Genomic DNA, 7,804 nt, shown 5'->3' on the forward strand with positions numbered 1-7,804 from the left:
GGGGAGGGCGAGGCTTCCATGCGGGACACTCCCGGGGTGGGCGACAGGGAAGCGGCGGCGGAAGCCGGCGTCTCCCGTGGAGGCAGGAAGGCCGGATCCTCCATGAGCGGCAGCCCCTGCGAGGGCGCGGCGTCACGGCGGGGCAGACCGGAGGAAGGCTGCGCGGTCACCTCCATGAGCGGCAGTCCCTGAGAAGACGCGGCCTCACGGCGAGGCAGACCGGACGAGGCCGCGGCCTGCGCGGGCGCATCCATCAGCGGCAATCCCGCGGCGCGCTCGGCGTCACGGCGGGGCAGACCGGACGCGGGCTGAGCGGGTGCCTCCATGCGAGGCAGGCCGGACGCGGGCTGAGCGGGTGCCTCCATGCGAGGCAGGCCGGGCGAAGCGGGTTCCTGCGCACGAGGCAGACCGGACGAAGCGGAAGCCTGCGCGGGCGGGGCGTCCCGTCGCGGCAGCCCGGGGGCCGCAGGGAGGGGCCGCGCACCGTGCGCCTCGGTGCCGTAGGCCGGCGTGGGCACGGAGCCCGGACGCGGCTCGGCGGCGTTCACCGGCATCTGCGCCGCGCGAGGCACGGCGACGCCGGGATTCTGGAAGCCGGCCTCCGGCATGGCTTGCGTGGGCGAGGCGCGCGGCGGAGTCACGGGGGACGGGGCGCTCGCGGCGGCCATCGGCGTCACGCTCGGAGGCGGCTGCGCGACGGCGGGACGGGGCGGGAGCACGGCACCGGAAGGCGCGTTCACGGGAGGCTGCGCGGCGCGAGGAGGCACGGGCGCCGCGGACGCGGCAGCACGAGGAGCCGCACCGGGAGCCCGGACCGCCGGACCTTCCGCATGCGGCGCGGAGGCGCGAACCGTTGCATCGGCCTGGGGCACGGAGCCACGCGCGGCCGCATCCGCCGGAGAAGCAGGTGCACGCGTCGCCGCGCGAGCCGTCGCATCACCCTGCGGCGCGGCGGTACGAACCGTCGCATCGGACGCAGTCGCCGCGCGAACCGTCGCATCACCTTGAGGCGCGGAAGCACGAACGGCAGCATTCGTGGCCCGGGCATTCGCATCACCCTGCGGCGCAGCGGTACGAACCGTCGCATCACCCTGCGGCACGGCGGCACGAACCGTCGGTCCATCCGTCGCGGGCACGGCGGCGCGAGGCGCGGCACGCGGGGGCGCGGCGGCCGGAACCTGGCCGGGCGTCGCGATGCGAGGCGCGGCGGCACGCGGCGCGGCGGGAGGCACGGGCGCGGCCGTTGCCGGTCGGACCGTCGGCGTCATGCCAGGCGGGGTGATGGGGCCCCGCGGCGGCTCCATCACGAACGCGGGCGTGCCCCGCAACGTCTCCGGCTCCAGCGGCTCGCCGTTCAGGGTGACGGCCTCGCCGCCTGCTTCCGGGGCGTTGCGGTCCCCCAGCTTGCGGCGGTCGATGTGGATGTCGCGATCAAGCAGGCTCGGGACGGAAGCGACCCTGGGTGGACGCGCGGCGGCGGCGGCGCAAGCAGTGCAATCTCCGACCGGCGGCAGCGAGGCGCCGCACTTCAGGCACTTGGACAACGGATCCTCCCGGCGATGCGGACAACCGGCGCCATGAAAGGCCGCATTCAGGCCTGTAGCAAGAAAAGGACAAGCCCCTGATGGTCCCCTCGCCCGAGGAACCGTCAGGGGCTCATCAGCCCTGTGGCGACCGTCCTTCAGGGGACGGTGCGTATGGGGCGCCTCACGCTAGGCGTGGACGCGACGCCGTCCCGCTGCTCCGACCAGGAGTAGCACGACGATCGATCCCACCACGGACATGATGATGCCGGACGCATGCAGGTCGAAGAGCTTCCCGTCGCGCTGGAACAGCGAACCGACGAGGCCGCCCACCAGCGAACCCACCATGCCCAGCAGGGTGGTGGCCATCAGGCCCATGCTCTGCTTGCCCGGCAGGATGGCCCGCGCGATGAGTCCCGCGATGAGGCCGATGATGATGAATGCAATGATCCCCATGAGAGTCTCTCCTTTTGAGGGACCCGCGGGGTCCCGAATGGCAGAAACGTAGGAATGGGGACACGGATCCGTGACCCATGACGGAGAGAGGGCCTGACCGTCCGCCTGCTACCCGAGCGACCCGTCCAGGTGCTGCATCACCGCGAGCGCCGCGAGCGCCGCGGTCTCCGTCCTGAGGATGCGCGAACCCAGCGTAACGGTGCGCGCCCCCAGCTCGCGAAGCCCCGCGACCTCCTCGCGCGCCAGCCCGCCCTCGGGGCCAATCACGAGCGCCACCGGCGTGCCTGCCCCCGCGCCCCGGAAGGCCTCGCCAAGCGGCACCGCGGACTCCTCTTCGTCCAGCACCAACAGGAGCGTGCCCGGCGTCAGCGACCGCGCTGCGTCCAGCAGGGGACGGGGCGTGTGCACGCTCGGCACGTCATCACGACGACACTGGCGCGCGGCTTCCTCGACGATCTTCGCCCACCGCTGGGTGCGCTCCTCGGCGCGCTTCGGCTCCAGCTTTACCACGCTGCGCGCCGTGGCCACCGGGTAGAACGCGGTGGCCCCCAGCTCGGTGCCCTTCTGCAGCACCCACTCCAGCTTGTCGCCCTTGGGCAGTCCCTGCAGCACGCTCATCTCGCGCGCGGGCGGCGTCACGCGCACGGTGCCGAGCACGAGCCGCACGTCCTCCGCGCCCAGGCCACTGACGCGCGCCTCGAAGGCGCGACCCTTGCCGTCGAACACCTCCAGCGCGTCGCCGTCCTCGAGCCGCAGCACGTGCACGAGGTAGTGGCGGCGCTCGCCCGTGAGCGTCACGTCGGAGGGGGCGGGCTCGGGCAGGGGGACGAAGAGGCGGACCACGGCGACTTCCTTGGAGGAGGGGCGCGAAGGATTCAGCAGGCCCCGCCCGGACACAAGGGACACGCGGCCAACGCTCCTGTTATGGCCCGCGACTGCCATGTCCACCTTCACCATCGAGTCCACCCGCTCCGGCTTCGTCGAGTCCTTCCACGTCGTCTCCGTCGCGGTGGTGGACGCGGAAGGGGCGCTCGTCGCGGCGTCAGGGGACCCGGACCGCGTCACCTTCTGGCGCTCGGCGGCCAAGCCCTTCCAGTCGCTGCCCCTGGTGCAGGACGGCGCGGCGGACCGCTACGGCTTCGGCCCGCGTGAGCTGGCGCTGTCTTGCGCATCCCACTCCAGCGAACCCATGCACCGCGCGCTCGCGATGCAGATGCTGCGCGCGTGCGGCTGCGAGGAACACCAGCTCGCGTGCGGCCCGCATCCGCCGCTGTCGCCCACGGTCGCGGAAGAAGCGCTGCGCGCGGGCGTGGTGCTCACGCCCCGGTGGAACAACTGCTCCGGCAAGCACGCCGGCATGCTCGCGCTGGCCCGTCACCACGGGTGGGATCCGAAGGGCTACGCCAGCGCCGGCCACCCGGTGCAGGAGCGCATCCAGGACGAGGTCGCGAAGTGGACGGGCCTGCCGCGCGACGCGTTCGTGAAGGGCGTGGACGGCTGCCTCGCCGTGGCCTTCGCCCTGTCCCTGCGCGCCATGGCCACCGCGTGGGCCCGCTTCGGCATCTCCGAGGACCCCTCCGCGCGCCGCCTGCGTGAAGCGATGCTGGCGCACCCGGAGCTCGTGGGCGGCAAGGGGCGCGCGTGCACGGACATGCTGACGGCCTTCCGGGGCGAGGCCGTGGTGAAGATTGGCGCCGAGGGTGTCTACTGCGCCGCGCTCCCCCGCGCCCGGCTGGGCGTGGCCCTCAAGGTGGAGGACGGTGACGCGAGGTGCGCCGCGCCCGCGCTCCTCGCGGTGCTCGGGGCCGTGGCCGCACAGCAGAACCTCACGCTGCCCATGACGGGCCTGGAACACCACGCGGAGCCGCGCCTCTTCAACACCCGGGGAGAAGTGACGGGCACCCTGCGAGCGGTCGGAGAACTCGGCTTCCGCTGAAAGGCGTCCAGGGGTTGTAGCGCGGAAGGTCACACACTCCGGGCCCCCCGTAACCCGTCCCGCTACAACCCGGGGCCCCTGCACTCCGGGGCTCCCCGGGCTCGGAGCTGCGAAGGGCAGGCACGCGGACTGCAATGACTCCCGGCACACGGCGGGAGTCGCGAGGACCTGAGGTACAGGGGGAAAGCCTCGCGAGTCCAAGGATGGGGTCGGGTTGGCGGACGACGGTTCGCGGCCCGACCCCCCTTTGTTTCCAGGCGTCCGTCAGCGCTTCAAGTCGATGCGCACCCACTCGCCCTGCTGCGCGCCCGCGAGCACCGTGCACCCGAACTGCCGGAACGCGGCCTCCACGTCCAGGCGCTGGTGCGCGAGCACGCCGGCCAGCACCAGCCGGTCCTTCGCCTTCGCGACGATGAGCGGCGCCAGCTCAATCAGCGTGTTGGCCAGGATGTTGGCGAGCACCAGGTCGAAGGTGCCCGGCACGGCGGTCAGCTCGCGCTCGGAGATGTCCAGGTCCGGCGTCGCGTTGTCGGTGCAGTTCTCCCGCGCCAGCTCCACGCAGACGGGGTCGTTGTCGGTGCCGACGACGGTGCCCGCGCCCAGCTTCTTCGCGGCGATGGCGAGCACGCCCGTGCCGGTGCCCACGTCCAGCACGCTCGCGCCCGGGTGCGTGGACATGAAGTCATCCACCGCCGCGAGGCACAGCGACGTGGTGGGGTGGTCCCCCGTGCCGAAGGCCATCTTCGGTTCAATGACGATGCGCACCTTGTCCTGGGGCGCGTTCTCCGCTTCCCAGGGCGGGCCCACCCAGAGGCGGCCCACCTGCACGGACTTGATGAGTGACTTCCACTCATTGCTCCAGTCCTGCTGGGGCTGCTCGTCCAGGGTGATGCGCGCCTTGGGGTGGGACTCGGCCACCGCGTCGCGGGCGCTCTCCGCGGTTTCGCGGTCCTCGAAGTAGGCGACGACGATGGACTCCCCCGTGGCGGGGACGCGCATGCCCGGCATGATGGGCATCTCGTGGTCGCGGACCTCCAGGCCCAGGGCGCCGGCCTCGTGGAGGAGATCCTGGAGGATCTCGGACGCTTCCTCCGCGATATCCACGGTGAGTGAAAGGTAGGTCTGGGACATGGCGCCCCTTCTACCCCAGCCGGTGCGATGGGGAAGCGCTGTCGGCGCTTCCCCACCTGACTGTCACGGTCCGACGACGGCCATGGCCATGCGGTTGAAGTCGATGACCCGCCGGGCCACCGCCTGCACGTCCGCCGCCGTCACCTTCGCCACGTGCTCGGAGTAGTGCAGGAAGTTCTCCAGCCCCACGCCGTAGCAGGTGTCCAGCGCCAGCAGCATCGCGCGCGAGCTGTTGCGCTGAAGGTCGATCTCATACGAGCCGATGATGTGCTGCTTGGCGCGCTCCAGCTCCGCCTCTGGAATGGGCTCGTCGCGGATGCGCTCCAGCTCCGCGCGCATGCCCGCCAACGCCGCGTCCACCTTCTCCGGGCTCGTGCCCATGTAGACGGCGAAGTAGCCGGGGTCCAACCCGTCCATGGCGAAGCTGCTCACGCTGTAGGCCATGGAGCGCTTGTCGCGCAGCTCGACGAAGAGCCGCCCGCCCTGGCCCGACAGCACCGTGGACAGCACGTCCAGCGGGATGCGCCACGGGTCCGTCAGCCGAGCGGCCTGGAAGCCCATCACCAGGTGCGTCTGCGCGCGAGAGAGCACCTTCTTCTCCAGGCGCGGGGACTCGGGCGGCGCCTCCGGCACGACCTTCTTCGGGGGCACCGCGCCGCCGCGCGACTTTCCGAAGTACTCGCGCGCCAGCGCCAGCACCTCCTCCACGCGCACGTCGCCCACCACGCTGAGCGTCATCTGCGACGGATCCATGTGCGCCCGGTGATAGGCGCGCAGCTGGTCCGGCCCCAGCTTCTCCACCGACGCCTGCTCGCCCGCGAGCGACAGCCGGTACGGGTGCTCGCGGAACAGCGTCTTCGAGAACAGCTCGAACGCCACGCCGGACGGCTTGTCCTCGCGCGTAAGGATGTCCTGGAGCAGCAGCGCGCGCTCGCGGGCCACCTCCTCCTCGCGGAAGGCGGGGTTGAGGAGGCAGTCGGCGAACAGCCGGAAGCCCGGCTCGAAGTAGCGCGACAGGAACTCCGCCCGCAGGCTCACGGAGTTGCGGCCGCCCTGCGCGCTCAGGCTGCCCGCGTACAGGTCGCCCAACTGGGACACGTCATCCGCGCTGAGCGTGGAGGTGCCCCGCGTGAGGGTGCGGCTGAGCAGCGTGGTGATGCCGTTGTCGGCGGGCGTCTCGTAGCGCACGCCGCCGGAGAAGGCCGCGCGCATCGCGAACAGCGGCACGTGCGGCTCCACGCGCACCACCAGCGTCGCGCCGGAGGGCAGCTTCTCCTGGAACACCTCCGAGCGCGCGGCGCCCACCGTGCTCCGGGCCGGACGCGCCGGGGCCTCGGGCGGCGCCTGACGGGCGGTGCGCTCGGGCGGCAGCAGCACGGGACCCTTGGCCGCCTCGTCCAGCGCGGCGTGCACCTGGGCCTCCGTCATTTCGGCCGATGCGGGCACGAGCGCGGTGACGACGGCGTGCTCCAGCCGCAGGTACTGGTGCGCCACGCGGCGCAGGTCCTCCGGCTTGAGGTTGCGGATGTCCTCCATGTAGCGGGCCTCGGACTCCAGGCCGCCGGGGCTGGTCTGGTACGAGCCCTGGTTGCGCGCGGTGCCCTGCACCGTCTCCTTGCGGAAGATGGCCTCCGCCTCCAGCACCGCCTTGACCGTGCGCAGCTCCTCCTCCGTCACGGCCGTGACGCGCATCGCCTCCAGCACGCGCGCGGTCTGCGTCAGCGCCTTGAGCGCCTGCGCGGGCGGCAGCGTGAGGCTCACGGAGAAGATGCCGGGGTCCTTGGGCGTGTACGCGGAGGCGTGCACGTCGTTGACCAGGTGCTGGCGGCGCTTCACCTCGCGCACCAGCCACGACGAATCCCCTTGGCCGGCGATCATCGCCAGCACGTCCAGCGCGGGCACGTCCGGGTGCTCCAGCTCGGGGATGGCGAAGGCCAGGTGCAGGTAGGCCTCCTTCACGTCCTCGGCCTGCACGACGACGCGCCGGCCGGTGGAGGCGGGGTCGCGGGGACGCGGCACCGGGCCCGCGTAGGGCCGGCCCCAGTCACCGCCGAAGATTTCTTCCACCCACTGGCGCAGGTCCGCCTCGCGCAGGTCGCCCGCCACCGACAGCACCAGGTTCTGGGGCGTGTAGTGCCGGTGGTAGAACTCCAGCACCTTCTCGCGGGTGAAGCTGCGCACGCTCTCCTCGGTGCCGATGACGGGCAGCCGGTAGGGGTGCGTCTGGAACGCGGTGGAGAACAGCGCGCGGGAAGCGCGGCGCGACGGTGAGTCGGAGCTGCGTTTGATCTCCTCGCACACGACTTCGATTTCGCGCGCCAGCTCCTCCTTGTCGAACGCGGAGCGGCGCACCGCGTCCCCCAGGATGTCCAGGCCCGTGCGGGCGAACTGGCTGGCGATGACGATGTGGTAGACGGTCTGGTCGAAGGACGTCCAGGCGTTGATCTCTCCGCCGTGCGCCTCGATGTCCCGGGCAATCTCACCGGGGCCGCGCCGCTCGGTGCCCTTGAAGAGCATGTGCTCGTGCAGGTGGGCGAGTCCCGCCTGGTCCGGACGCTCGTCCGCGCTGCCGGCCTTGACCCAGACCTGGAAGGCCGCGACCTTGGCGGCGTGCTGCTCTTCGAAGACGACGGTGAGACCGTTGGGCAGGGCGTAGCGAATGGCCATAGGGAGCGTCCGAAGCTGTCACCGCCCCCCCTGGGAGGCAAGGCGAGGTGTGCGAGGTGTGATGTTTGCCCCATTGGCTAACGTCCCGCCC

The 7,804-nt window shown here is 72.0% G+C and carries 5 protein-coding genes and 1 pseudogene; 1 reads left to right on the forward strand and 5 read right to left on the reverse strand.

What is annotated here, in order from left to right:
• From D7V97_RS36730 to D7V97_RS36740, 3 genes and pseudogenes are all read right to left on the reverse strand, one after another.
• Nucleotides 1–740: pseudogene (locus D7V97_RS36730) on the reverse strand (hypothetical protein); the annotation flags it as partial.
• Nucleotides 741–1,712: 972 nt separating this feature from the next.
• Complete coding sequence (locus D7V97_RS36735; protein ID WP_120615271.1) at nucleotides 1,713–1,979, reverse strand: GlsB/YeaQ/YmgE family stress response membrane protein; 267 nt, start codon at nucleotides 1,977–1,979, stop codon at nucleotides 1,713–1,715.
• Between the two features lie 108 nt (nucleotides 1,980–2,087).
• Nucleotides 2,088–2,822, reverse strand: coding sequence for a 16S rRNA (uracil(1498)-N(3))-methyltransferase (locus D7V97_RS36740; RefSeq protein WP_120615275.1), 735 nt, complete (start codon nucleotides 2,820–2,822; stop codon nucleotides 2,088–2,090).
• A gap of 97 nt (nucleotides 2,823–2,919) precedes the next feature.
• Here D7V97_RS36740 and D7V97_RS36745 point away from each other — a divergent pair, with 97 nt between their 5' ends.
• Nucleotides 2,920–3,915 (forward strand): asparaginase, encoded by a 996-nt coding sequence (locus D7V97_RS36745; protein ID WP_120615272.1) that lies wholly within the window; start codon nucleotides 2,920–2,922, stop codon nucleotides 3,913–3,915.
• 264 nt (nucleotides 3,916–4,179) lie between these two features.
• Here D7V97_RS36745 and D7V97_RS36750 read toward each other — a convergent pair whose 3' ends face one another.
• Together D7V97_RS36750 and D7V97_RS36755 are read right to left on the reverse strand one after the other, a co-directional pair.
• The gene (locus D7V97_RS36750) at nucleotides 4,180–5,046 is read right to left on the reverse strand and encodes a 50S ribosomal protein L11 methyltransferase (RefSeq protein WP_120615273.1); all 867 of its coding nucleotides are present in this window, start codon (nucleotides 5,044–5,046) and stop codon (nucleotides 4,180–4,182) included.
• A gap of 63 nt (nucleotides 5,047–5,109) precedes the next feature.
• Complete coding sequence (locus D7V97_RS36755; protein WP_120615274.1) at nucleotides 5,110–7,713, reverse strand: pitrilysin family protein; 2,604 nt, start codon at nucleotides 7,711–7,713, stop codon at nucleotides 5,110–5,112.
• Nucleotides 7,714–7,804: the final 91 nt, after the last annotated feature.

Origin of the sequence: Corallococcus sp. CA053C (genome assembly GCF_003611675.1) — a bacterium.
GTDB lineage: Bacteria > Myxococcota > Myxococcia > Myxococcales > Myxococcaceae > Corallococcus.